Source organism: Betaproteobacteria bacterium (assembly GCA_016713305.1).
In the GTDB taxonomy this organism is placed as follows: Bacteria; Pseudomonadota; Gammaproteobacteria; order Burkholderiales.
In genome coordinates, this window is record JADJPK010000008.1 from 1 (window position 1) to 23969 (window position 23969).

Sequence of the window (23969 nt, forward strand, 5' to 3'; positions counted from 1 at the left end):
TTCTTTCGAATACATGCTGCGTTTCTGCCGTAGCTGCATCGGTCGTGCGCACCTCCTCGACATGCTTGACGAAGGGTTCCTTCCCCTTCAGGGGGAAGGACAGGATGGGGGTGGGGTAGGAGAGTTCCCATTCAGCTCGATCCAGATTCGCTCCATCACCGCGTCCAGCTGCTCCAGAACCTCGTTGTTCCAGAACCGCAGTACCAGGAATCCAGCCTTCTCCAGAATCTCCGTTCGTGCCTGATCCTGTTCTCGCATCTCGAGATGCTGTCCGCCATCGACTGACGACCAGCCGGCGCTCCAGGCAAACGAAATCCAGGATGTAGTCCCCGAATGGATGTTGGCGTCTGAACTTGTACCCACCGACCTGCTCCAGGCGCAACGCCCCCCACAACCGCCGCTCCGCGTCCGTCATCCCCCGCCGCAGCTTCCGTTGCAGCGAATTTCCCCGCGCCCGGCGACTCGCCTGCCCGTCCACGACCGGTCAGTCCGCCGCGTATCCCTTCGGATTCCGGCTCTGCCAGTTCCACGAATCGCGGCACATGTCGTCGATGTCCAGCGTCGCCTTCCATCCCAGTTCGCGCAGTGCCGTAGAGGGGTCCGCATACACCGTCGCCACATCGCCAGGTCGCCGCGCCACGATCCTGTACGGCACGTCCCGCCCCGATGCCTTCTTGAACGCGCTCACCATCTCCAGGACGCTGTAGCCGCGGCCCGTTCCGAGATTGACCGTGAGCAGGCCCGATTCGCCGGGCCGCTCCAGCGCCTTCACGTGTCCCAGCGCCAGATCCACCACGTGGATGTAGTCGCGCACGCCGGTTCCGTCGGGCGTGGGATAGTCGTCGCCGAACACGCTCAGGAACTCGCGCCGGCCCACGGCCACCTGCGCCACGAACGGCATCAGGTTATTGGGGATGCCTTGCGGGTCTTCTCCCATCAGGCCGGTCTTGTGAGCGCCCACGGGATTGAAATATCGCAGCAGAGAAATCTTCCAGGCCGGATTCGACACCGCCAGATCCTGCAGGATCTGCTCTGCCATGGCCTTCGTCTGGCCGTAGGGGTTCGTGGGGCGGATCGGAGCGCTTTCACGGATCGGCACGCTGTCCGGGTCGCCGTACACCGTGGCGGACGAGCTGAACACGAGATGCCTTGCGCCCGCGGCGTCGAGCGCGCGAACGAGCGACGTGAGGCTGGTCAGGTTGTTCTCGTAGTAGTCGATGGGCTTGGCCACCGATTCGCCGACCGCCTTGAACGCGGCGAAGTGGATCGCCGCGTCCACCGCGTGCTCCTTGACGATGGCCGTCACCCGGTCCAGATCCTGTACCCGGCCGCGGTAGAACGGCACCTTCTTCCCGGTGATGGTTTCGATGCGCCGGAGGACTTCCTCGTGGCTGTTGGACAGGTCGTCGATCACCACCACTTCGTGCCCCGCGGCGAGCAATTCGACGCAGGTGTGGGATCCGATGTAGCCGGCGCCGCCGGTGACGAGCACTTTCATGGGTGAGTTGTCGCGATGGAAACGAACGGGGTCACCATGCACGGGACGAGCCAGGGAGGACCGGCCGGGCACAGCAAGTGATAGCTCCGGGCAATCCGGCGGCCGGCAGAACGCCGGGTCAGGCGACTACGCCAAGGCTCGCCAGCTTGGCCTTCACGGCCGCAAGATCGTCCTGGTACTTGAGCAGCACGCCCAGGGTATCGCCCACCACGGACTGTGACAGGGACGGCTGGGCCAGCGCCACCAGGGCACGGCCCCAGTCGAGCGTCTCGGCGACGCCTGGCGGCTTGAAAAGATCCATGCCCCGCAGCCGCTGGACGAAGTCGACGACCTGCCGGGCCAGCCGCTGCTCCAGGTCCGGGACCTTGCGCCGCACGATCGAAAGTTCGCGTTCCATGTCCGGGTAGTCCACCCAGTGGTAGACGCAGCGGCGCTTCACGGCGTCGTGGATCTCGCGCGTGCGGTTGGACGTGATGACCACGATGGGCGGGGACGGCGCCTTGACGGTGCCGATCTCGGGGACCGTCACCTGGAAGTCGGACAGCACTTCCAGCAGATAGGCCTCGAAGGGTTCGTCGGCACGGTCCAGTTCGTCGATGAGCAGGACCGGCATGCCTTGCGGCCCCGGTTCCAGCGCCTGCAGCACGGGACGCCGGATGAGAAATCGCTCGGAGAAGATGTCGGCGGAAATCGCGTTGCGGTCATGCACGCCCTGCGCTTCGAGCAGGCGGATCTCGATCATCTGCCGCGCGTAGTTCCATTCGTATACCGCGGAGGCCACGTCGAGGCCCTCGTAGCACTGCAGCCGCACGAAGGGCCGGTCCAGAGTGCGGGCCAGCACCTTGGCGATCTCGGTCTTGCCGACGCCGGCCTCGCCTTCGAGAAAGAGCGGCCGGCCGAGGGCGAGCGCCAGAAACACCGCGGTCGCAAGGCTGCGCTCGGCGACGTAGTCGGCCGAGGCGAGGAGGGCGGCGGTGCTGTCGATGTCTGGGGGCAGGGGCATGGTTCAGGCGATGGCAGGCGGCGAGTCGAAATGAAGGAGATCTCGGTCTCCATGCTTCACACGGGAGAAGTTGCCGAAAGCTGCTGAACCCATCCTCACCCTGTCCCTCTGATTCACCCCGGAAAGTCTGCGAGTTTCCAGGGGCCCCGGCTTGAAGGAGAGGGAACCTGCTGCATCGGTCGGTCCGGTCCAACCATCGCCGCGAAACGAGATCTGCTAATCACTGGCTCGGCGCTTCCCCATGCGTCCCCTCTCCTTCAAGGAGAGGGACAGGGTGAGGATGGGGTAGACAAACAGAAAATCACCCTCCGCGCAGCGCTTCCTCCACCGCTCTTGCCGCCATCACGCCGATCAGATGCGCCCGGTACTCCGCGCCTGCGTGCATGTCGCTGTTGAGATCGTCGGCCGGCACCGCGATGCCCTTTGCCGTATCGGCGGTGAACGACTTTGCCAGCGCGGCTTCCATCGCCGGCACACGGAACACGCCCGGCCCCGCGCCGGTCACGGCCACGCGCACCCCCGCATCCGTCTGCGCGACGAAAACGCCCCCCAGGGCATACCGCGACGCCGGGTTCGGAAACTTGGCGTATCCCGCCTTCTTCGGTATCGGGAACCACACCGAGGTAATCAGTTCTCCCGGCTCCAGTGCCGTCTCGTACATGCCGGTGAAGAAATCGTCCGCCGCGATCCTGCGCTTGTCGGTGACGATCGTCGCACCGAGCGCCAGCGCCGCCGCCGGATAGTCCGCTGCCGGATCGTTGTTGGCGACGGATCCGCCGATCGTCCCGACGTTGCGGATCATGCGGTCGCCGATGCCACCCGCCAGCCTGGCCAGCGCGGGGATCGCCTTCTGCACGTCCTTGGAGTCCGCCACCGCGGCGTGAGTGGTCATGGCACCGATCACCACATTGCCACCGTCGACACACACCCCGCGGAGTTCCGCGACGCCGCTCAGGTCCACGAGATCGGATGGCGCCGCGAGCCGCAGCTTCATCGCGGCGAGCAGCGTCTGGCCTCCAGCCAGGAACCGGCCATCGTCCGCATCGGAGAACTTGGAGAGGGCATCGCTCACGCTCGCGGCCCGCTGAAACTGGAATTCGTACATGGCGTCTCCGGATTCAGGAACGCATCGCTTTCGCGCCGGCTTCGATGGCGCTCACGATGTTGTGGTAACCGGTACAGCGGCACAGGTTGCCGTCGAGTTCTTCGCGAATCTCCTCGCGCGTCGGCTCCGGGTTGCGCGCGACGAGGTCCAGCGCGCTCATCACCATGCCCGGCGTGCAGTAGCCGCACTGCAGGCCGTGATGGTCGCGGAAGGCGGCCTGCATGGGATGGAGAGAACCGTCGGCAGGTGACACGCCTTCGATCGTCAGCACCTCGGCGCCCTGGGCCTGAAGGGCCAGGACGTTGCACGCCTTCACGGCGCGGCCGTTCAGGTGGACGGTACAGGCGCCGCACTGGGCGGTGTCGCAACCGATGTGGGCGCCGGTGAGGCGCAGTTCGTCGCGGAGGAAATTCACGAGCAGGGTGCGCGGTTCGACGTCGGCCGCGACGTCGCGGCCGTTGACCTTGAGAGTGAGCTTGGCAGGCATGTAGTGCTCCAGAAAGCCGGCTGCGGAAGACAGTCCTTAAGGATACTTGATAACCGTCACGCAAAGGCCCCCAGGGCGGCCTCCAGCCGGCCCAGCGCGGGCCTCGCCCCGGCCGTCAGGCACCGCGAGTGCAGGCCTGCGAGTTCCGTCCGCAGCGCGTCCGTACGCTCGCCTTCCAGATGGCGGACCAGCGCGCGCGTGCGGTCGATCACCAGCTGCGGCCAGGCCGTGACCTCCCCGTCCAGATAGCGCTCCAGCGCCTGGGCCTCCTCGAGCGCCTGCCCTGGGTCGCGTTCCGACAGGGCGATTTCCGCGGCGATGGCATGAAAGTGCAGGTGGTTGTGGCTTACCGCGCCCCTGCCGAGGATGTCCCGCCCTTCCGCGAGCGCCCGCGCGCGCTGCCTGGGGTCGTGGCTCATCCAGGCGAGGCATGCGAGCACGATCGGACCGCAGTAGGTGAGTGCCGACGCGCGCACCAGGTCCAGCGCGTTTTCCAGCTGACGGCAGGCATCCTCGCGGCTGCCCAGCGCCCACATCGCCATGGCGGAGTAGGTGATGCCGTCGGCCTCGAAGCGGCGGGCACCGATCCGGCGGGACAGTTCGATGCAGCGGTCCGAGGCCGCCGCGACCTCGTTCCACTGACCTGCGATGCAGCCGATCTCCGCCCGCACGGCCTGGGCGATGGCTTCCGCGCGCACGCTGCGGATCGCGCGCGAGAGCTCCGCCGCGTGATCGCTCAGCTTCGCTCCCAGTTGAAGCTCCAGCTGGTAGGCGTGTGTCACGGCCAGCATGGGCAGGTTGGAGATCTCCACCTGGCGCAGGTGCCGCCCCCGTGCGACCTCCACGCACTCGCCGAAGAGGCGGTGAGCCGTGGCGAACCGGCCGCGCTGGTATTCCGCATCGCCGAGACCGCCGAGCGCCTGGGCCTGAAGCTCGATGGCGCTCACCTGTCGCGAAAGCGCGTGCGCTCTGGCGTAGGCGGCAAGGCACTCCGTCGCACGGCCCAACGGAAACAGTGCATTGCCTCTGAGCAGCTCCACGCGCGCGGTCAGCCGCGTGTCTTCCAGGCGATGGGCCAGTACCGTGGCGTCGTCCAGTTGGGCGAGCGCCTCCGCTTGCCGGTCCGTGAGGCGCAGGCATTCGGCCAGGGCGATGCGGATCCTGCAGCGCAGCTCTTCGTTCACGGTGCCGTTCAGCGCCTCGCGCAGCCTGACTTCCGCCCCGGCGGCATCGTTGCATTCCAGCAGCGACTCTCCCGCCACGTACCCCAGTTCGGCGCGCAGCGGCGGGTCCGCCGTGCAGGCAAGCCCGCGCTCGGCCAGCGCCAGTGCACGCTCGAAGTGCCCGCGCGACGCCTCGAGCGCAGCCGCTTCGAGGAACCGGGTGGCGGCTCCCGGATCGCCCGCGGCCGCGGCGTGTCCGGCAGCGACGGCCGGGTCGCGCCCGGCGAACTGCGCGGCGGCTCGCTGGTGGAGCGTCCGCTTCATTGGTGTGCGCAACGCGTCGCTCACCGAATCCCGGATGAGCGCGTGCGCAAAGCGCAGTTCGTCGCCCTCTGCGCTCATGAGTGCCCTGGCGATCAGCGGCTGGGGTTCGTACAGCGGATCGTCCAGCGTCGCGCGAAGGGCATCGAGATCGAAGCGATGTCCCAGGATGGCGGCTGCCTGAAGGGCAGCGCGGTCCCGCGGTTCCAGCGAATCCACGCGCGCCAGCACGATGTTCTGGATGGAGCCGGGCAACGTTCCTGCCGCGCCTGCGCCATGCCGGAGCAACTGGTCGAGAAAGAACGGATGGCCCTGCGCCCGCTCCACGCAGGAGTCGAGAAATCCGGCATCGTCGACTCCATAGCTCCACGCCAGGCGGCGCGAGTCGTCGCGGGACAGCGGGGACAGCGAAAGCTCGGTGATGGCGTCCGCGCCGATCGCGTCGCTCCACGCGTCCGTCTCCAGGTCCAGACCGCGGCGAGTCGACAGCACCAGCAGCACGGGCTCCGTCTTCGCGCCGAGCGCCACGGCCCGGAGAAGGTCCGCAGACAGCTCGTCGGTCCAATGGTGGTCGTCGACGGCCAGCACGAGTGCCGCGTGCCGTGCCGCGGCGGTCGTCAGTCTCACGAGCGCGAACTCCACCGCCCGCTGCCGGGCGGTTTCGTCCATCGCCTGCCACAGACCGGCGTCCCGTGCGGGCATCGGAACCTCCAGCAGGTGGGCGAGCGGCGCCCGCAGCGTGGAGGGGAGCGCCAGGCGCGCCAGCGATTCGTCCAGCGACGAGCCCGTGGGTGCCGACGGCGGATCGAGATCCAGCATGGATGCCGCGAGCGCGGCGGCCGGCTTCAAGGCGCTCGTGCTCTCAACATCGGTGGCACGCACCAGATGCACGGCGAAATCGCGTTGCGCGGCGCGCAGCAGGACCTCGGCCAGCAGACGGCTCTTGCCGATGCCGGCCTCGCCACCGATCACCAGGAGATGCCCCCGCCGTTCGGCCTGCACCGATCGCATGATCCCGCACGCGGCCTCCAGGCAGTCGTGCCGCCCGACGAACGCGCTCGCACGCTTCATGTCGATCCGCCCCAGGCGGGCGCGCGCCACAGGCGTTGATCGCTGCCCAACGCCGAGACGACGGCGCCTTCCACCGGATCGGCCGCCAGGCGCTCGCCCAGGGCCTGCGCGATGCGGTCTGCGATCCATACTTCGCCTGCAGGCGCCGCTTCGACGATGCGGCCTGCCGCGCTCACTGGCGCTCCGCTGATGATCCACTGCCCCTCTTCAAGCGCCGCGATGACGCGGCCGGTCGCCACACCGGCGCGCGCCTTGAGCGCGGATCCCGCCATCCCCTGCAGATTTTCCACCGCTGCGAGGATCGACAGGCTCGCATCGACGATGCGCGCCGCGTCGTTGCCTCTGGCCACGGGGGCGCCGAAGACGATCATGACCCGCGCACCGATGAAGTTGGCGAGCATGCCGCCGCGCGCCTGCACGATGTTGCGCACGGCACTGCGATAGCGCGTGAGAAATTCGTGGACGAGATCCACGTCGTGCGTGGCCGAATACGCGGCGAAGCCGGACACGTCGGCGATCGCGACGAATGCCTCGCGCGCATCGGAAGCTGCCGCGTCGGCCTCCGTACGGCCGGTCTCTGTCCGAGCGGGCGCGTCGAGGGCGGTCGGTGGTGTGCCTGGAATGAGCGTCTGACGGCGCTCCGGATCGACCAGCTTGCGGTACAGCGACTCCGTTTCGGGTTCCGGCCGCGTGCCCAGCTCCGTGCCAAGCAGTTCCCGGCAGCGGCGGTACTGCCGGATCGCATCGGCCGGCCGCCCCAGCGCCACATACAGCTGCATGACGCGGCGGTGCAGATCCTCCTGCAGCGGATCGATGGCGAGCACCCGCAGCGCGTTTTCGACGGCGCGGCCGGCATCGCCGCTTCGCGCAAGCACGTCCACGATCCGCGTGCCCGATTGGGTGGCCAGCCGGCGCAGCCGTTCCGCTTCGACGCGGCGCCACTGTTCGAATTCGGGCGCGTCCAGCTGCAGACCTGCGAGCAGTTCCCCGCCATAACGCTGCAGCGCAGGCTCCGCGACGCGCAAGTCGTCGTGCCCGGCCCCCTGCTCGAATTGCCACACGTCGACATCCGTCAGCGCGGACGAGAGTGCGATGGATTCCGTGTCCGCCTCCAGCAGCGGCGCGACCCGGCGCAGCGCAGCCAGGCACTGGCGCAGGCTCGTGCGCGCCTGCTCTTCGCTCGCCTCGGGCCACAGCATCGATGCCATGGCGGCGCGGGACGCCGAGCGCGCTCGCGACAGGCAGATCCATGCGAGCAGGGCGCGGCACTTCTTCGGCGGCAGGGCGCACGGGTCGCCATCGAGACCGGTCAGCTCGAAGCCGCCCAGCAGATGCAAACGGAATGACATCATCACGGCACCGGAAGGTGGCCAGCACGGATTTTCACGCTTTATTCACGCCAATCACAACGGCTCTCTCACGCGTCTTCGATTCAATGCCTCCATCGACCGGTGCTCCCGCCGGGCACGACAAGACACCCTGAACGGAGGAACACGTGATGAATCTGACAGACCGCCGCGGCAATCCCGTCTCGACCACGAGCCGGGCCGCGCTCGAATTGCACGAAGCTGCCGTCGATCTCTTTCACGGCTATTACGGCGACCCGCTCGGCGCGAACCAGGCCGCACTGCAGGAAGACAAGGATTTCGTGATGGGCCACTGCTTTGCCGCGGGCCTGATGCTGTCCACGACTGAACGTGCCTTCCTGCCCGAAGCCCGCAAGGCCATCGAGGCGGGCGAGGCGCGCATGGCGGAAGCGAACGAGCGCGAGCGCATGCACCTGACCGCGCTGCGCGCGTGGCTCGACGGCGATGTCGAACATGCGCTCTGGCGCTATGGCGTGCTGCTGGAGCACTACCCGCGCGATTCGTTCGGCCTGCAGATGGCGCACCTCGGCGACTTCTTCGTCGGGTCGTCGCGCATGTTGCGCGACCGCGTGGCCCGCGTGCTGCCGCACTGGGACAGGAACGTGACCGGCTACGGCTTCGTGCTGGGCATGCACGCGTTCGGTCTGGAGGAGATGGGCGAGTACGCACTGGCCGAGGAACAGGGGCGCGCGGCGCTGGATCTGAACGCCCGCGACCCCTGGGCCATCCACGCCGTGGCTCATGTGATGGAAATGCAGGGCCGTGCGTGGGAAGGCGTGCGCTGGCTGGAGAGTCGCGCGGACGACTGGGCGCCGGACAACGGGTTCGCGTTCCACAACTGGTGGCACCTGGCGCTGTACTACCTCGACATCGGCGACGAGAGGAAGGTGCTGGAGCTGTACGACCAGGGCGTCCGGCCCGGAGATTCGCGCGTGGTGCTCGAACTCGTCGATGCCACGGCGCTGCTGTGGCGCCTGATGCTGCGCGGCGTGGATGTCGGCAACCGCTGGAAGCCCGTCGCCGACGCGTGGGAGCCGCTGGCACAGGACGGCCACTACGCCTTCAACGACATGCACGCGATGGCGGCATTCGTGGCGGCCGACCGGCCTGCGGCAGCGGCGGCCCTGCTGCGCGCGCAGACGGCACGCATCGAGCGCGGCGGCACCAACGCCATGATGACGTGGACGGTGGGCATTCCGGTCTGCCGCGCGCTGCAGGCCTTCGGTCGCGGCGACTGGGAGATGTGCGTGGACCTGCTCGCGCCCACACGCTTCGTCGCGCACCGCTTCGGCGGCAGTCACGCGCAGCGGGATCTCCTGGCCCAGACGCTCCTCGAGGCCGCACTGCGCGGTGGAATCCACGGCGCGGCGGAGGAGCTGGCGCATGCCCGCCTGCGGGACAAGCCGTCGAGCGGCCTCAACTGGCGCTTCGCCACGCGTGCCTGGGGGATCGGTCCGGACGATGCGGTCTCTCTTCCCGGCAAGGCCCTTCCGGCCGCGGCGAACCCTGCCGAACTTGCCTCTGCGCGCGGCTGAGACGCAGGGAGCACGCTGCCGTGCTCTCTCGCTCCTCTCACGACCGTTCCTTCGTACTTCCTTCAGCGGAAACGCATCATGAAACCTGCACGTTTCAAGGCACGAATCATCGCTGCGCTGCTCGCGGCCTCCGGCATCGCGATCATCGCGTTGTCCTCGGCACAGGACGGCGAGAGCACGTACTTCGATCCGGCGTTGGCGCCGCCACAGACCTGCCTGCCGGACGCGAAGGCGAGGCGGCGCCTGCTGGAAACCTATCGCAAGGTCGCCGCCGTGACCAGTGAGACGAAGCCGTTCGGCTCCAGGCTGGACTCGGGCCGGCCGCACGACGTGGACGCACAGCCGCCGCAATTGCGCGACGGTCTGGGCGGCGTGCACTTCGCCGTTTCGACGGACCGGCCCCGGGCGCAGGCGTTCTTCGACCAGGGACTGCGGCTCGCCTACGCGTTCGACCACGGCGCCGCCCTGCGGGCGTTCCGCGAGGCGGCGCGCCTGGATCCGCAATGCGCCATGTGCGCGTGGGGCATGGCGCTGGTGCTGGGCCCCAACATCAATGCACCCATGGAACCCGATGCGCATGCGGCGGCCTTCGCGGCCATCCGGCAGGCCATGGCCTTCCAGGCGCACGCCAGCGAGAAGGAGCGGTTGCTGATCGCTGCGCTCGCCCGGCGCTACTCGAACGACGACGGCGCGCAGAGGGCTGCGCTCGATCAGGCCTATGCCGCGGCGATGGGGGAGGTGCAGCGGCGTTATCCGGACGACGTTGAAATCGCGGTCTTGACCGCCGAAGCCCTCATGGATCTCTCGCCGTGGGATTACTGGGACGCCGGCGGGAATCCGAAAGGTCGAACGGCGGAGATCCTGACGCTGCTCGATCGGGCATTGCAGCTTGACCCGCGGCACACGGGCGCGTTGCACTTCCGCATCCACATGACGGAGGCCTCGGGTGATCCGGAACGTGCGGTGCCGCACGCCGATCGACTGGGCGGTCTCGCGCCGGGGCCGGGCACCTGGTGCACATGCCCTCGCACATCTATTACCGTGTCGGACGCTACCTGGATTCTCTCCGGGCCAACAAGGCGGCCGTGGCGGCGGACGAACGCCACCTGCGCGAGAACGGCGCGGACCCGCTCTACCGCCACGCGTACTACCCGCACAACATCCACTTCCTGATGGTGTCGGCGCAGATGGCCGGAGACGGCCCGACCGCCATCGACGCCGCCGGAAAGCTCGACGCGACCTTGTCCGACGAGGTGGTGCGGAAGGTGCCGTGGACCCAGCCGATCAAGGCGGCGCCGTACTTCGTCCATGCCCAGTTCAGCGAGCTGGAAACGGTGCTCGCGTTGCCCGACCCGGGCACACGGTTTCCCTACGTGACCGCGCTGTGGCACTACGCCCGCGGCAGCGCGCACGCGGCGCAAGGGCATGTCTTCGCGGCGCAGAACGAGATTGCCGCGATCGAGCGGCTGTCGCGCCGTTCGGACTTCGATGATCTGGAGAAAGGCGGCGTGCCGGCGAGAGACGTGCTCGCGATCGCGGTGCAGGTGATCCGCGGACGCATCGCGCAGGCGAAGAACGATCAAGGCGCGGCCATCGAAGCCTTCACGGCTGCCGTGGCGCTGGAAGACAAGCTCGCCTACATGGAACCGCCCTTCTGGTACTACCCGGTGCGCCAGTCGCTCGGAGCGGCGCTGGCAGCGGCAGGACAGACGGATCGTGCAGAAGCCGTGTTCCGCGAAAGTCTGCAGCGCTCGCCGAACAATGGCTGGGCCCTCTTCGGCCTCGCGACGGTGTTCGAACGCCGCGGAGACCGCAAGGCGGCGGAAGCCTTCCACGCCCGGTTGGACAGGACATGGGCGGGCGACCGGGCGCTGTTGCGGCTCGACCGTCTGTGACGCGTTGCCGCGACGCTTTCGCGGCCTGGCGGATGTCCGATGCGCGGACTTCCACTTTCTCGACCCTGGAGCCCCTCATGAACACGAAGACCCTGTTGTCCGGCGCGGCGTTGATTCTCTGCGCATCCCTCCCTCTGGCAGCCGATGCCAAGTCCACCATCGGCGGGCCCCGCAATGTCGGGGTTCCGGTGGAGCCGCGACCTGCCGCATGCGTACTGGAGGGCACCCGCATCGCGCTGTCCGACGATCGTCAGCTCGACCAGCTGTGGAACCGGTCGGACTCGATCTGCCGGGTGCCCGTCCGCAAACGCCCGCCCGCGTGGTCGCCGCGCGCGTGATTCCCCGGGCCGGCGGTGTCGACCCCGCCGGCCTCCTTGCTTGTCGCCGTTGCGCGCCGTGACGGTGCGTTCCCTTGCCGGGCAGGCGCCGCCCGTTCCGGCGCTGGCGTGCGGTCCGCCACCGGCCGCATTCCCGCGCTTCGCACCATCCGGATCGCCTATCATTGCGGTCGAGGGCCGGGACCCGCCGGCATGCCAGCACACCAGCAAGAGGTCGACACCATGGTCAAGTTCGGAATCGGACAGGCGATCACCCGCCGCGAAGATCAACGTCTGCTCACGGGGCAGGGTCAGTACGTGGACGACGTCGCAGTGCCCGGTGAAACCTTCGTCGCATTCGTCCGCTCGCCGCACGCGCACGCGAAGATCGTCTCGGTGGATACCACCAACGCGCAGCCGCTTCCTGGCGTGGTCGCCGTGATCACCGGCGCCCAGATGCTTGCGGACGGCATCGGCGCATTCCCGATCAATCCCGCGCTCAAGAACCCTGCCGGCAACCCGATGTCCGCGCCGCCCTACTACGCGCTCGCCACCGATGCGGTGCGCTATGTGGGACAGGCCGTCGCCGCGGTGATCGCCGAAACCCGGCTGCAGGCCGAGGATGCTGCGGAGCAGGTGATCGTGGAATACGAGGAACTGCCTTCCGTCACGACGCTCGAGGCCGCCACGGCCGAGGGCGCACTGCAGCTGTGGCCCGATGCTCCGGGCAATGTGGCCGCGCAGATGCGGTTCGGCAAGCGCGACCAGTGCGATGCTGCCTTTGCGGCCGCCGCCCACGTCACGAAGATTTCCTTCATGAACCAGCGGCTGGTTCCGGTGAGCATGGAACCGCGCGGCACGATCGCCGAGTTCGATCCCGCCACCGGCCGCTACACCGTGCGCACGAGCTGCCAGAACCCCGCCGGTCTGCAGAAGACGCTTGCCGAGAACCTGCTCAACGTGCCCGCGGAGAAAGTGCGCGTGATCGTGGGTGACGTCGGCGGCGGCTTCGGCATGAAGACGCAGCTGTATCCCGAAGATGCCGTGTGCGCCTACGCCGCGAAGAAGACGGGGCGCCCCGTGCACTGGCGGGCGTCGCGGTCCGACGAGTTCCTCGCCGGCAATCACGGGCGCGATCAATACGACGAGGCGGAGCTTGCGCTGGATGCGGACGGAAAGATCCTCGGTTTCCGCGTGAACATCGTCGGCAACATCGGCGCGTACGCCATCGGCCCGGGCGCGATCATCGTGGTGGCCGTGGGGCCCAAGGTGATCACGGGCGTGTATCACGTGCCGGCTCTGGACCTGAAGGGAACGGCGGTCATCACCAACACGAACGTGGTCGGAGCGTACCGCGGTGCGGGGCGTCCGGAAGCCATCTACCTGATCGAGCGCCTCATGGACCAGGCCGCGGCGGAGATGAAGATCGATCCGGCCGAGATCCGCCGGCGCAACCTCATCCAGCCCACGGCAATGCCCTACAAGACGCCCATGGGCGAGAAGTTCGACAGCGGCAATTTTCCGCACATGCTGGATCGCATCCTGGAGCTCGCTGACTGGAAGGGTTACGCAGCCCGCAAGGAAGCATCGAAGGGGAAGGGCAAGCTGCGCGGCCGCGCCATCTCGACGTTCCTGGAATGGACGGGTGTGGTGCACGAGGAAGCGGTGCGCATGGAGGTGACGGGCGATGGCAAGGTGATCGTGTACACCGCGATGCAGGCGATGGGCCAGGGGATCGAGACCAGCTACGTGCAGATCATCGCCGAGACGCTGAGCGTGGATCCGGACCGGATCGTGGTGGTGCAAGGCGACAGCGACGTCGCCCAGGGTATCGGCAGCATGGGCAGCCGGTCGCTGTATATCGGCGGCTCGGCCATGATGACGGCGTCCAAGGAAGCCATCCAGAAGGGCCGCGAACTCGCCGGCGATGCGCTCGAGGCGTCGGCCACGGACATCGAATACAAGGATGGCCGCTTCACCGTTGCGGGCACGGACGTGGGCATCGACATGTTCGAACTCGCGGGACGCCAGCCCGAGAAGCGCATCGCGATCGCGACGCTGCAGAAGGTGGACGGTCCGTCGTGGCCGAACAGCTGCCACGTGTGCGAGGTGGAGATCGATCCGGACACGGGCGTCGTGGAGATCGTGAAGTATACGACGCTGGACGACGTGGGCCGCGTGATCAACCCCATGATCGTGGCGGGCCAGGTGCACGGCGGCATCGCCCAGGCGATGGGGCAGGCGATGCTCGAGGACACGCGCTACGACCCGGACAGCGGCCAGCTCCTGTCGGGTTCGCTGCTCGACTACTGCATACCGCGTGCGGACGACCTGCCTGACCTGGTGCAGCACTGCGACGAGTCCACGCCCTGCAAGATCAATCCGCTGGGGGCGAAAGGTGTCGGAGAACTGGGCACGGTGGGCGGAACGCCGACGATCGTGAACGCGATCGTCGACGCGCTGCGGCCTTTCGGTGTGACGAACATCGAGATGCCCGCCACGTCGGAGCGCGTATGGAAGGCGATGAAGGCGGCGGCGTAACCGTGATGTCCCCGGCGCGAGGCCGAGGCGGGGCGCCAGGGGCTGTTGCCTCGCGCGCAGGCCGGCGGTGTCTGCTGGCAGTACTGGCGGCGGTGGCGGCCTTCCCGGCGTTGGCACAGGCGCAGTCCGGATCCGACCGCGCGGCGATCATCGCGCGCACCAAGCAGTCGGTGGTGGCCATCGGCACCTACGACCGCCTGCGCAAGCCGCCTTTCCTTTTCTCGGGCACCGGCTTTGCGATCGAGGACGGATCCGTCGTCGCGACCAACGCGCACGTGCTCCCGGCGAACGTCAACGCCGAACATCGCGAGGCGCTGATCGTGGTGTTGCCCAATGCCGGCAGCTCCAGCGATCAGTTCCGGGCGGTGAAGGCGGTGAAGGTCGACAAGGACCGCGACGTGGCGCTGCTGTATCTGCAGGGCGGAAAACTGCCACCGCTCAAGCTGGCGGCGGCGAACCGGCTCCCTGCCGAGGGACAGGAGCTGCTGTTCACCGGCTTTCCCATCGGCACCGTGCTGGGTTTCGTTCCCGCCACTCACCGCGCCATGGTGTCCGCGCTGACGCCGCTGGCCATGCCCGAGCCGGACTCGTCCAAGCTCGACCCGGCACGGATCAAGCGTCTGTCGGGACCGCCGCTCACGATGATCCAGCTGGACGCCGTGTCGTACCCCGGCAACAGCGGCAGCCCGCTCTACGATGCCGCGACCGGCGAGGTCGTGGGCATACTCAATTCCACCTTCGTCAAGCAGTCGCGCGAGGCGGCCATCAGCCAGCCGAGCGGGATTTCCTTTGCGGTTCCCGTGCAGTTCGTGACCGAGATTCTGGAGGACAGGCGGTAGGGGACCGGGCAACGGACACTATCAGGCTCTGGACCCTGGACCCTGGACCCTGGACCCCCACCCCCATCCTGTCCTTCCCCCTGAAGGGGAAGGGACCTGCTGCAAGCATCCTCCGGACTCGCCGGAAAGCGCCGAGCGCCGGACCGAGAGGCGGCTCTCCTTCAGGGAAGAGACTCGCTGCAATCTCCGGTCTCGCCGGGAGCCATCACGTGTCGATGACCGAGGGGTTCCTTTTCCTTCAGGGAAGAGACCTGCTGCAACGGCCGGGACTCGCCGGGAACCATCGCGTGTCTGTGACCGAAGGTCCCTTCCCCTTCAGGGAAGAGCTGCTGCAACGCGGGACTGCCGGGGGTCGGGCGGGTCCCTTCCCCTTCAGGGAAGAGATCTGCTGCAACGGCCGGGACTTGCCGGGAACCACCGCGTGTCGGTGACCGAAGGTCCCTTCCCCTTCAGGGAAGAGATCTGCTGCAACGGCCCGGACTCGCCGGGAACCGTCGCGTGCCGGTGACCGAAGGGTCCCTTCCCCTTCAGGGGGAAGGACAGGATGGGGGTGGGTTGCTCCAGTACGCCAATTCCCAGGATCCCAACGCCCGGCACCTCTATGCCTTCGCCAGCTTCTCCCCCACCATCTTCGCGATCGCCAGCGATGCGGTGAGTCCCGGAGACTCGATGCCGAACAGGTTCACCAGCCCGGGCACTCCGTGATCCGCCGGACCGTCGATGCGGAAGTCGGCGGGAGTCTCCGTCTTGGACGAGATCTTCGGCCGGATGCCTGTATACCCCGGTTGCAGCGCTCCCTCTGCAAGATTGGGGTAGTAGCGCCGGATGGCTTCGTAGAACAGCGGTTCGCGCGAGTGATCGAAGCTGTAGTCGACCGAATCCACCCACTCGATGTCCGGGCCGAAGCGGACCTGGCCGCCCATGTCGATGGTGACGTGCACGCCGAGCCACGAGCCGTGTCCCACGGGATAGACCAGACGTCGAAAAGGCGGCTTGCCGGCGAGCGTGAAGTAGTGCGCCTTGGCGAAGTACTGGCCGGGGATCCGATCTGCCGGGATGCCCTCGATCGACCGCGCGACCTGCGGTGCATACAGTCCCGCGCTGTTCACGACCGTGTTGCAGAGTATCTCCATCGGTTCGTCGCCGCCGACGCGCAGCAGGATCCCGTCCGGCGTCACCTGGCCGGAAAGTACGGGGCTGCGGAACACGAACATGGCGCCCGCGTTCTCGGCATCGCCCATGTAGCCCAGCATCAGCGCGTGGCTGTCCACGATGCCCGTGGAGGGCGACAGTACCGCGGCGACTGCGATCACCTCCGGCTCCATCTCGTGCACCTCGGCGAGATCCAGCTGGCGCAGATCGTGAACTCCCGCTGCGGCAGCCGTGGGGATGTAACTCATCACCGCGGGGATCTCCTCCTCGCGCGAGGCCACGATGATCTTGCCGCAGTTGGAGTGCGGGATTCCGTGATCGCCGCAGTAGCGGTAGAGAAGCTGCTTGCCCTCCACGCACAGGCGCGCCTTGAGCGAGCCCTGCTTGTAGTAGATGCCTGCGTGGATCACTTCCGAGTTGCGCGAACTGGTGTGTTCGCCAATCGAGGCTTCGGTCTCGAGGACGAGGACCTCGCGGCCCGCGAGGGCGAGTCCGCGGGCGACGGCGAGGCCCACGACTCCGGCGCCGATCACGACGCAGTCGATACGTTCTGTCATTCTTCTGGACGGTTGTGGCTGTGGATTCCGGGGGGCCAGGTCACGGGGAACCGGGCGATTCCCGCGAGTCTATCCAACGCGGGAGTCAGCGGCGATAGCCGCGTCCGGTTGCTGGCACGTCGAACGAGCTTCCCGCCATCGCGGTGCCCGGGTAGGCTTGCACTCCCTGCGTGGAGCCTCCCGTGCCCCCCGATATCTGGAATCACCCCGCGTTCGCTGCGCTCACCGCGTTGTTCGACCCGGCAGCGCTCGATCGCGCCTCCGGCACGCCCGCATTGCAGCGCCTGATGGAGACCGTGCCCTGGCCCGTGGTCAATGCATCAGGCCGGCGGCTGCGTCTGGTGGAATCGGGGGCAGTCGCAGCTGCTGACTACGAGCGTTCCGTGGATGGCGAAGGTGTGCTGAAGGTCCACGCGGCGTCGTGGCACGACCGGTTCAACGCCTGCGCGTGGGGCCTGTTTCCGCGCACGAAGGCCGCCATCAGCGCCCGGCACGCCAGAGAGCTGGAGCAGGCCGGAGCTGGCGCGAACGGGAGGACACGCGTGCGGGATGCCCTCACCGTCTTCGACGAGGACGGCATCGTGGTGGCAGCGGCGGATCCGCTCGTCGAGGACGCGATACGAAACTTCCAGTGGACGCGCCTGTTCGTGGAGTCGCGGGCGGTGTCGCGGGCGAAGATGCTCTGCGTGCCGATCGGCCATGCGCTCATGGAGAAGCTGCGGGATCCGTTCGTCGGACTCACCGCCAAGGCCGTCTTCGTGCCGGTCGACGACGCCTTCTTCGGTCTGCCGTGGAACGAGAAGCTGCGGCATCTGGATGAACGGTGCGTGGCGCGCGTGGACGAACTGGTCACCCCCAGGGACCTGTCACCGTTGCCGGTATTGGGTATCCCCGGCTGGTGGGCCGCGAACGAGCGCCACGACTTCTACGATAATCGCGAATACTTCCGCAGCGGACGCCGTGGTGTCCGGTGACAAGCCCATTTCCATAGAGATGATCGACATGTCCCGCAACGTCTTCGACAACATTCTCGGCACCATCGGCGACACGCCGCTCGTGCGGCTCAACCGCATCACGGCTTCCATCGACGCCACGGTGTACGCCAAGGTGGAAACCTTCAATCCGGGCAACAGCATCAAGGACCGCATGGCGTTGCGGATGATCGAGGATGCGGAGCGGCAGGGCCTGCTCAAGCCTGGGGGCACGATCATCGAAGGCACCAGCGGCAACACCGGCATGGGGCTCGCCATCGCGGCCATCGTGAAGGGCTACAAGTGCATCTTCACCACCACCGACAAGCAGTCGCCCGAGAAGGTCGATGCGCTGCGTGCCTTCGGCGCGGAAGTGATCGTGTGCCCCACGGATGTGGACCCCGAGGACCCGCGTTCGTACTACTCGGTGTCGTCGCGCCTCGTGCGCGAGACCCCCAACTCGTGGAAGGCCAACCAGTACGACAACCTCAGCAACTCGCAGGCGCACTACGAATCCACGGGCCCGGAGATCTGGGAACAGACCGAGGGCCGCATCGATCACCTGGTGGTGGGCGTCGGCACGGGCGGGACGATCTGCGGTACGGGCCGGTACCTCAAGGAGAAGAAGCCGGGCGTGAAGATCTGGGGTATCGACACGTACGGCTCGGTCTTCAAGAAGTACAAGGAGACGGGCGTCTTCGACAAGAACGAGATCTACCCCTACGTGACCGAAGGTATCGGCGAGGACTTCCTGCCGCAGAACGTGGACTTCTCCGTCGTCGACCACTTCGAGAAGGTCACCGACCGCGATGCGGCGATCTTCACGCGCGAGATCGTCAAGCAGGAAGGCATCTGGGCGGGCAATTCCGCGGGATCCGCCATCGCGGGTCTGCTGCAGCTCAAGGACAACTTCCGCAAGGGCGAGACGGTGGTGGTGATCTTTCACGATCACGGCACGCGCTACGTGGGCAAGATGTTCAATCCGCAGTGGATGCGGATGATGGGCTACGAGACGGTCGAGGGTCCGACCGCCCGCGACCTGGTGAAGAACAAGCGCGCCGCCGGGCTGGTTTCGCTGGAGACGGATGCCACGGTCGATCACGCCATCCGGTGCATGAGCGAGAACGACTTCTCGCAGATTCCCATCGCGCAGAACGGCCGCATGGTCGGCTCGCTCAGCGAGGCTTCCGTGTACGCAGCGGTGGTCAGGGATCCGAAGATCCGCACGGAGCCGGTGAAGACGCTCATGCAGAAGCCCTTCAGATTCGTGGACATCGAAACCCCCGTTTCCCTGCTGGCGCCGATGATCACCCCGGAGCATCCGGCCGTGCTGGTGCGGGATTTCCCGGCCGACCGCACGTACATCCTCACGGGCTACGACGTGCTGAAGGCGCTCTGACGCCGGGGAGGCGGTCGGGCGCGCATTCCCCCGGGCTTGCATCCGCCCGGCCCCCGATTCCGTACAAGCGTGCATTGCAAGGAGGTCCCGCATGCATGCGTCTTCATCGTCGGTGTTCCACGGGCTGATCCGCTGCGCGGTCTTCTCGTCCTGCCTGGGCGCTTCCGCCGGCATCGCCGCCGTGCCGGCCGGGTCGCCGGCGGTCTGCCACGCCGAGAGCGGACATGACCGCCTGACGGTGCTGGAGCTCTACACGTCGGAAGGATGCAGCAGCTGCCCGCCCGCCGACCGCTGGCTGTCGCGGGAGTTCGGGACGGCGCAGGTGGCGCACGGCGCAGTTCCGCTGGCCTTCCACGTCGACTACTGGAACCGGTTGGGCTGGCCCGACCGGTTTTCCCGCGCCGAGTTTTCCGCGCGCCAGCGGGAGATCGCCGCGCGGCAGCGATCCGCAGTCATCTACACGCCCCAGTTCGTCCTCGACGGGCGGGACGTCCGACCGTCGAGTCTGCCAGCGGGCGCGGGAACGGTCTGGAGAACGGATTCCTCCGGCCCTCAGGCCCATATCCGCATCGCGACGGGCGCACCGTCAGCGGCCACCATCCGTGTCGAGGGGAGCGTCGAGGTGGCGGACCCGGACCTCCGGGCACGGGCCGCGGTCAGGGTCGCGCTCACGCAGAGCGCTCTGGAATCGCAGGTGACGGCCGGCGAGAACGGAGGAAGACGTCTGCGGCACGATCACGTGGTGCGGGCATGGGCCGGTCCCTACACGGCCGATGCGACGGGGCGCATCGACTTCGACGTGCGCCTGCCTCGGCCCGCCGAGTTCCGGCTCGAGCACGCCAACGTGACGGTCCTTGCGGAGGACACCCGCACCGGCCGCACTCTGCAGGCGTTGTCCGTTCCGGTCTGCCGGGAGTGACCGCAACGGGCCTCATCGGGGACGGGCATCACGCGGGGACGGAAACGCGGTAACCTCGCGCCCCTGCCGACGGCGATCTGCGCGTGTGTCGGACATTCCATGACCCACCGCAACGACGCCTCGTTCCGAACCCTGTTCCTGCTGGCCCTCGCCGGGTTCGTCTCCGGCGCGTCCATGCGAGTGGCCGATCCGCTGCTGCCCACGCTGGCGTCCGAGTTCGGCGCCAGGGTTCGCGATGCCGCCTACGTGCTCACGGCCTTCACCGCGGCCTACGGTGTCTTCCAGGCCATCCACGGTCCGCTCGGCGATCGATTCGGCAAGTTGCGGGTCATCTCGCTGGGCATGATGGCGGCGGCACTGGCAGCGGCGGGCTGCGCGCTGTCCGCCCATCTGCCGACGCTCATCACCTTCCGCTTTCTCACCGGCATGACGGCGGGCGCGGTGATTCCCCTGTCGCTCGCCTTCATCGGCGACAAGGTCAGCTACGCGGGCAGGCAGGCGCTGCTCGGGCGCTTCATCGCGGGCACGCTGCTTGGTCAGAGCTTCGGGCCGCTGATCGGTGGCGTGCTCTCCGACACGCTTGGCTGGCGCGCCACCTTCGTGGTGCTGGCCGTGGCGTTCCTCGTCGTGGGCGTGATGCTGGCGCGTGAGCGGCACGCCATCGGTGACAAGGGCAGCGGAACCTACACGCCGCCGTGGCAGCGTTACGGCGCCATGCTGCGTTCGGAAAAGGCGCGACCGGTGCTGGGCACGGTCGGCATCGAAGGCTTTCTCTTCTTCGGCGCGTTCGGTTTCGTGGGGACCTACCTCAAGCAGCAGTTCGGCCTCAGCGACACGCTGGCCGGTCTCGTCGTCGCGGGGTTCGGCGTGGGCGGTCTCACGTACAGCTTCGTCGTCGGCCGCCTCGTGCGACGGCTCGGTGAAACGGGGCTGGTGCTGTACGGCGGCATCACGCTGCTGCTTTGCTTCTTCTTCACGGCGGTGGCGCCGAGCGCATGGCTCGCCGCGCCGTTCGTCGTGGTCATGGGGTTCGGCTTCTACATGTTGCACAACACGCTTCAGGTACGCGCCACCGAAATGGCGCCCGAAGCGCGCGGCTCCGCCGTGAGCTTCTTTGCGCTGTCCATGTTCGTGGGTCAGGCAGTCGGTGTGGCCGTCTACGGTTGGCTGGGTGAACACGCAGGCTATCGGGGACCGTTCGTCGTCACCGGCGTGGCGCTCCTGTTGCTGGCCCTGCGGTTTCGCACCCGGCTCATCCGGCTGGGTACGGTCAGAAGATAGAAAGGGAACGGAGCAGCGCGGGCGCCGGAACCCGCCTGCGCGGGCGTGATGCCCGCGTTCGGCGGCGAGAGCCCTGTGAGTGCGGTGCACCAAGCCTGCCGTCGGCAATGCGGATCGACCGCCCCCAGAAAAGCAGAACCCCGCGGCTCGGCGCGGGGTTCGGTTGAAAGATCCTGTTACAAGATGGGCCGCAGGGACACCGTTGCAGCACCGTCTGCAGCATTCCGCTGCAGACCGCCGGCGAAACCGCTCAGGCGTGAGCGGGCAGGTCGTGCTGCGGTGTCTTGGCGGCTTCCTGCCGCTGCGGCACGTACCGGGCAGCTTCTGCCGCCTGTTGCGCCTTTTCCTCTCGTTGCGCTTTTTCCTGGGCGATCTGGGCCCAGTACAGCCACTCGAATTCGAAGCACATGGTCACCTCCTAGCGTGGGTGGGTGCAGGACCCCAAGGCGGTAACCACCCGCCTTGAAATCCATGCTACGCCCGGGCTGCGATACGAGACAATAGGAATCGATGGTGCGTCGCAATAGCCTTTGCGCGACCGTCCTACCCTGTTTCGAGGCGTCCCCGGAGGACGGAGTTCCCATGCTGGAAAGCATTGTTCGATTCGTGCACGTGCTTCGCCGCGCGGGCATTCCCGTGGGCACGGACCAGGTGCTCGCCGCGCTGCGCGCTGTTGCGCTGTGCGGAGTCGAGCGGCGGGAGGACGTCTACTGGTGCCTCGCGGCGTTGTTCGTTTCTCGCCGCGAACACTTCGACGTGTTCGGCCAGGCGTTCGATCTCTACTGGCGAACGCGCGCGCATCGAGCCCGGCCAGCGCCACCGACGATCTGCTCCGCGATCCCGATGCGCTGGAACACGAGGACGGAATCCTGCGCCGGGTCATGGAGGCGCTGGCGGCCGAATTGCCGGCATCCGACGAACTGCCGGTCGCGATGCGCGAGCACGAGACCATCGCTCTGGCGCCCGCGGCCAGCGAACGGCTGCAGAAAAAGGATTTCGCGGCCATGTCCGCCGACGAGCTGGAGGAAGTGAAGCGGACGATGGCGAACCTGCGTCTGCCGATTCCCGAGATGCACACGCGTCACCGCAAGCCGGCACCGCGCGGTCCCCACGTGGACACGCGGGCAACGCTGCGCGCGACGTTGCGGGGCGCCCGCGAGTTGATGCTCCTGCGGCGCAGCAGCACCCGCACCCGGCACTGTCCGCTGGTCGTGCTGTGCGACATCTCGGGATCGATGCAGAGCTACACGCGCATGTTCCTGCACTTCCTGCACGCCGTGACCAACGATCGCGACCGCGTGCACGTGTTCCTGTTCGGAACGCGGCTCACGAACGTCACGCGCCAACTGCGGCACCGCGATGTCGACAAGGCGCTGCGAGGCGTGACCGGGGCCGTGGAGGACTGGTCGGGTGGCACGAGGATCGCCTCCAGTCTTGGCGAATTCAATCTCCGCTGGTCACGCCGCGTGCTGGGCCAGAACGCCGCCCTGCTGCTGATCACCGACGGGCTGGACCGTGACGAGGACGGGTCGCTCGCCTTGCAGGCGCAGCGGCTGCGCAAGTCGTGCCGGCGCATCCTGTGGCTCAATCCGCTGCTGCGTTTCGCGGGCTTCGAGCCCAGGGCCGCGGGCATCCGCGCGCTGCTGCCGTGCGTCGACCGATTCCTTCCGGCGCATAATGTGACGAGTCTCAGGCAGCTGGGCGAGGTCCTCGGTTCGAGGGCACGGCCGCCCGCAACGCCTTCCCTCTCCCCCGATTCGATTCGAGCTGCCGTGGCGGCCTCGGGCGGGATCTGATCGACGCGCGGATCGTCTCGCCGTCGAACAGAGGCGAGGGCAGCGCGTCGGGCGAAGGCCGGCGCGGACGCGCATCCCGGCAGCGGGAGACCCATCACACGTTTCTCAAGGAGTTCCATTCGATGGAGATCACGGGCGAGCAGGTCATCGCGCTGCCGCAACAGGCGGTGTGGGAAGCCCTCAACGATCCGGAGGTGCTGAAGCAGTGCATTCCGGGCTGCGAAACCGTGGACAAGCTTTCGGACAACGACTTCACCATTGCCATGGTCGCGGCCGTCGGTCCCGTGAAGGCCAGGTTCACCGGCAAGTTGAAGATTCTCGAACCGAATCCGCCCGATTCGTACTTCCTGTCCTTCGAGGGCTCCGGCGGCGTCGCCGGTTTCGGCAAGGGGCAGGCCGAAGTCATCCTGACCATGGAATCCGACACCGTCACGGTTCTCACGTACAAGGCCAATGCCACGGTCGGCGGCAAGCTGGCGCAAGTGGGGTCCCGTCTCATCGACGGCGTGGCGCGCAAGATCGCCGACGCCTTCTTCGAGCGGTTCAACCAGGCGCTCATGCCGGCCGCGGAACCCGAAGCGGGAGCCGCCGAGGACAAGCCGGCGAAACGCTGGAGCCTGTTCGGCCGGCGGAAAGACGAATCGCCGGAGCCGGAAAAGTAGGACTGCGCATGCGGCCGCGCCACGCAGGTGCGGTGCGCCTTGCGTGACGTATCTCTTCCGTGGGCGTCACGCAAACACGCGCCTGCCATC

Annotated in this window: 18 protein-coding genes and 2 pseudogenes; 11 read left to right on the plus strand and 9 right to left on the minus strand. The window is 67.5% G+C overall.

The window, feature by feature from the left end:
* Positions 1-87: 87 nt before the first annotated feature.
* From IPK20_10130 to IPK20_10160, 7 genes and pseudogenes are all read right to left on the minus strand, one after another.
* Positions 88-415: pseudogene (locus IPK20_10130) on the minus strand (endonuclease domain-containing protein).
* Between the two features lie 69 nt (positions 416-484).
* Positions 485-1498: a UDP-glucose 4-epimerase GalE gene (gene galE / locus IPK20_10135; protein ID MBK8017012.1), complete on the minus strand. Its 1014-nt coding sequence runs from the start codon at positions 1496-1498 to the stop codon at positions 485-487.
* Positions 1499-1616: 118 nt separating this feature from the next.
* On the minus strand, positions 1617-2501 hold the full coding sequence (locus IPK20_10140; protein MBK8017013.1) for a MoxR family ATPase: 885 nt from the start codon (positions 2499-2501) through the stop codon (positions 1617-1619).
* 301 nt (positions 2502-2802) lie between these two features.
* Complete coding sequence (locus tag IPK20_10145) at positions 2803-3606, minus strand: xanthine dehydrogenase family protein subunit M (protein ID MBK8017014.1); 804 nt, start codon at positions 3604-3606, stop codon at positions 2803-2805.
* Between the two features lie 13 nt (positions 3607-3619).
* Positions 3620-4093 (minus strand): (2Fe-2S)-binding protein, encoded by a 474-nt coding sequence (locus tag IPK20_10150; GenBank protein MBK8017015.1) that lies wholly within the window; start codon positions 4091-4093, stop codon positions 3620-3622.
* 56 nt (positions 4094-4149) lie between these two features.
* A complete protein-coding gene (locus tag IPK20_10155; GenBank protein MBK8017016.1) occupies positions 4150-6648 on the minus strand; it encodes an AAA family ATPase in 2499 nt (832 codons plus the stop codon).
* On the minus strand, positions 6645-8000 hold the full coding sequence (locus IPK20_10160; protein ID MBK8017017.1) for a hypothetical protein: 1356 nt from the start codon (positions 7998-8000) through the stop codon (positions 6645-6647). Before IPK20_10160 ends, IPK20_10155 begins: the two co-directional genes overlap by 4 nt.
* Before the next feature lie 146 nt (positions 8001-8146).
* On the opposite strand from IPK20_10160, the gene IPK20_10165 reads away from it, so the two are divergent.
* From IPK20_10165 to IPK20_10185, 5 genes and pseudogenes are all read left to right on the plus strand, one after another.
* On the plus strand, positions 8147-9550 hold the full coding sequence (locus tag IPK20_10165) for a tetratricopeptide repeat protein (protein MBK8017018.1): 1404 nt from the start codon (positions 8147-8149) through the stop codon (positions 9548-9550).
* Positions 9551-9628: 78 nt separating this feature from the next.
* Positions 9629-11445: pseudogene (locus tag IPK20_10170) on the plus strand (tetratricopeptide repeat protein).
* 77 nt (positions 11446-11522) lie between these two features.
* On the plus strand, positions 11523-11783 hold the full coding sequence (locus IPK20_10175; protein ID MBK8017019.1) for a hypothetical protein: 261 nt from the start codon (positions 11523-11525) through the stop codon (positions 11781-11783).
* Positions 11784-12005: 222 nt separating this feature from the next.
* Complete coding sequence (locus IPK20_10180; GenBank protein ID MBK8017020.1) at positions 12006-14303, plus strand: xanthine dehydrogenase family protein molybdopterin-binding subunit; 2298 nt, start codon at positions 12006-12008, stop codon at positions 14301-14303.
* 5 nt (positions 14304-14308) lie between these two features.
* Positions 14309-15142, plus strand: coding sequence for a trypsin-like peptidase domain-containing protein (locus tag IPK20_10185; protein MBK8017021.1), 834 nt, complete (start codon positions 14309-14311; stop codon positions 15140-15142).
* Between the two features lie 599 nt (positions 15143-15741).
* Here IPK20_10185 and IPK20_10190 read toward each other — a convergent pair.
* Positions 15742-16851, minus strand: a complete 1110-nt coding sequence (locus IPK20_10190; GenBank protein MBK8017022.1) for an NAD(P)/FAD-dependent oxidoreductase — start codon at positions 16849-16851, stop codon at positions 15742-15744.
* Between the two features lie 182 nt (positions 16852-17033).
* On the opposite strand from IPK20_10190, the gene IPK20_10195 reads away from it, so the two are divergent.
* From IPK20_10195 to IPK20_10210, 4 genes are all read left to right on the plus strand, one after another.
* Entirely contained in the window at positions 17034-17825 is a 792-nt protein-coding gene (locus IPK20_10195; protein MBK8017023.1) for a DUF3025 domain-containing protein, read from the plus strand.
* Positions 17826-17853: 28 nt separating this feature from the next.
* Entirely contained in the window at positions 17854-19221 is a 1368-nt protein-coding gene (locus IPK20_10200) for a pyridoxal-phosphate dependent enzyme (GenBank protein MBK8017024.1), read from the plus strand.
* A gap of 91 nt (positions 19222-19312) precedes the next feature.
* Positions 19313-20140 carry a DUF1223 domain-containing protein gene (locus IPK20_10205; GenBank protein MBK8017025.1) on the plus strand — a complete coding sequence of 276 codons (828 nt, stop codon included), beginning with the start codon at positions 19313-19315 and terminating at the stop codon, positions 20138-20140.
* 99 nt (positions 20141-20239) lie between these two features.
* Positions 20240-21421, plus strand: coding sequence for an MFS transporter (locus IPK20_10210; GenBank protein ID MBK8017026.1), 1182 nt, complete (start codon positions 20240-20242; stop codon positions 21419-21421).
* A 250-nt stretch (positions 21422-21671) separates the two neighbouring features.
* On the opposite strand, the gene IPK20_10215 is transcribed toward IPK20_10210, so the two are convergent.
* A complete protein-coding gene (locus IPK20_10215) occupies positions 21672-21830 on the minus strand; it encodes a hypothetical protein (GenBank protein MBK8017027.1) in 159 nt (52 codons plus the stop codon).
* 304 nt (positions 21831-22134) lie between these two features.
* Between IPK20_10215 and IPK20_10220 the strand changes: the two genes are divergently transcribed.
* A complete protein-coding gene (locus IPK20_10220; GenBank protein ID MBK8017028.1) occupies positions 22135-23217 on the plus strand; it encodes a VWA domain-containing protein in 1083 nt (360 codons plus the stop codon).
* 122 nt (positions 23218-23339) lie between these two features.
* On the plus strand, positions 23340-23879 hold the full coding sequence (locus IPK20_10225; protein ID MBK8017029.1) for a carbon monoxide dehydrogenase subunit G: 540 nt from the start codon (positions 23340-23342) through the stop codon (positions 23877-23879).
* The last annotated feature ends 90 nt before the right edge of the window (positions 23880-23969 follow it).